Source organism: Pseudomonas sp. Sample_9, from assembly GCF_004307535.1.
In the GTDB taxonomy this organism is placed as follows: Bacteria; Pseudomonadota; Gammaproteobacteria; order Pseudomonadales; family Pseudomonadaceae; genus Aquipseudomonas; species Aquipseudomonas mercuritolerans.
On sequence record NZ_RAZO01000319.1, the window covers coordinates 6,087 to 7,848 of the forward strand.

Consider the following 1,762-nt stretch of genomic DNA (forward strand, 5'->3'; position numbering starts at 1 on the left):
TGGGGCAAGATCCTGCCGAAGCTGCGCCTCGATCGGCAACTGAGCCTCGGCGAGCCGGGCGAGGAGCATTGGTTCGTGCGTCGCGATGCGTCGATGTTGCGCGCGAGCATTGATCGCTTCCTCACCGGTTACAAGAAACCGTCGGACGAAGACGCGGCGTTTCTGCGTATCTATCGACGCCTGTATCAAGTACACAATCCGCTGGCCAAGGCCGATCGCCAGCGTCTGGAAAAACTCCGTCCGACCCTGCAGAAACATGCCGACGCGCAGAACATGGACTGGCTCAATCTGGCGGCGCTGGCGTTCAAGGAGTCGCGTCTGCAGCCCAACGCCCGCAGCGGCAGCGGCCCGACCGGGCTGATGCAGATCACCCCGTCCGCCGCGCAGCGGGTCGGCGTGAGCAATATCCAGAATCTCGATGCGAATGTGCAGGCCGGCGCCAAGTACCTGGCGATGATCCGCCGCAAGTTCTTCAGCAGCCCGAAACTCAACGAGCGTGAGCGCATGGCGTTCACCCTCGCCGCGTACAACATCGGCCCCGAGCGCGTGCAGGGCATGCGCGCCGAAGCCCGCCGCCGCGGCCTGAATCCCAACCAGTGGTTCTTCCAGGTCGAGCGCATTGCCATGGAGCAGGTGGGGATGGGCGCCGTCAGCTATGTTAATAGCGTGAACAAGTATTACCTGGCATTCGACCGGGAGCGTGAGTCGCTCGAGCCCCGGCAGCAGAAAGTGGTCACACGGAAATAATCTAAGAATTCGATTGTTATGGCGAAATTTCTGCGCTTTAAACATGAAATAAACTGATTAATATAGCGACCAACCCAAACACACAAACACTTCTGCACAACAAGGAATGCACCATGAGCTCTCTGATCAACAAGGTTCTGTTCACCCGCGCCGGTTACGGCCTGACTGTCCTGCGCATTGCTGTCGGCGTGATCTTCGCCGCCCACGGTTCGCAGAAACTCTTTGGTCTGTTCGGTGGTTACGGCCTGGCCGGCACTGCGCAATGGATGGAAAGCATCGGCCTGACCCCGGGCTATCTGATGGCCTCGCTGGCCGGCGGTACCGAGTTCTTCGCCGGTCTGGCGCTGATCATCGGCCTGCTGGTACGCCCGGCGGCACTGGGTCTGGCGTTCCTCTCGCTGGTGGCGATCTTCTCCGTGCACATCGGTAACGGTTTGTTCATGGCCAACAACGGTTACGAGTTCGCCCTGGCTCTGCTGGCCGGCAGCATCGCGGTACTGATCGAAGGTGCCGGCAAGCTCTCGGCGGATCGCGCCATCGCCGGTTGAGGGCTCTGGCCCAAGGCAAAGGCCCGCATTGCGCGGGCCTTTTTTTGTTGTGGGGGATTCTTGACACTGGTCGGTCACGTTCTCTAGGATGTTGCCCATGCGCCGATTTAAACAGCTACTTGCGGGGCGCCAGGTGACTTCTACAGTTACCGTCAGAAGCCGGAACAGGGCTTCGAAATACCGCTAAAGCGCTGGTTCGGTGTTGCCTCTCACCTGCCATGCAGACTTTTGAGGCAGAGACACGACACGATGAACGCACTACGCCCTCCAGCACGTCCCGCGCCGATCACGGCACATGTCACCCAGCGCAACCCGAAAATCCTTCTTGGCGGTAAACACCAGCCGACGCTGTTGCGTTATCTCGATGGCTGGCCACGTCGCAGCGGCGGTCCTGCCGCGTTCCTGATCCAGTTTGTCGATGACGGCGAGTCGCTGGCGCGTTTCGCTACGGACAGCTTCGATCTGGC

Annotated in this window: 3 protein-coding genes; all 3 read left to right on the forward strand. The window is 60.3% G+C overall.

Features of this window, described 5'->3' with window-relative positions:
* Nucleotides 1–747, forward strand: a 747-nt coding sequence (locus D6877_RS17515) for a transglycosylase SLT domain-containing protein (protein WP_153189071.1), incomplete at its 5' end; no start/stop codon positions are given.
* Nucleotides 748–860: 113 nt separating this feature from the next.
* On the forward strand, nucleotides 861–1,295 hold the full coding sequence (locus D6877_RS17520) for a DoxX family protein (protein WP_039759946.1): 435 nt from the start codon (nucleotides 861–863) through the stop codon (nucleotides 1,293–1,295).
* 249 nt (nucleotides 1,296–1,544) lie between these two features.
* Nucleotides 1,545–1,762 (forward strand): class I SAM-dependent methyltransferase (locus tag D6877_RS17525; protein WP_130911606.1); only part of this gene is annotated, 218 nt, incomplete at its 3' end.

Excerpts from the sequence above, each read along its gene's own strand:
- D6877_RS17520 (WP_039759946.1), top strand. The coding sequence starts at position 861 with ATGAGCTCTCTGATCAACAAGGTTCTGTTCACCCGCGCCGGTTACGGC.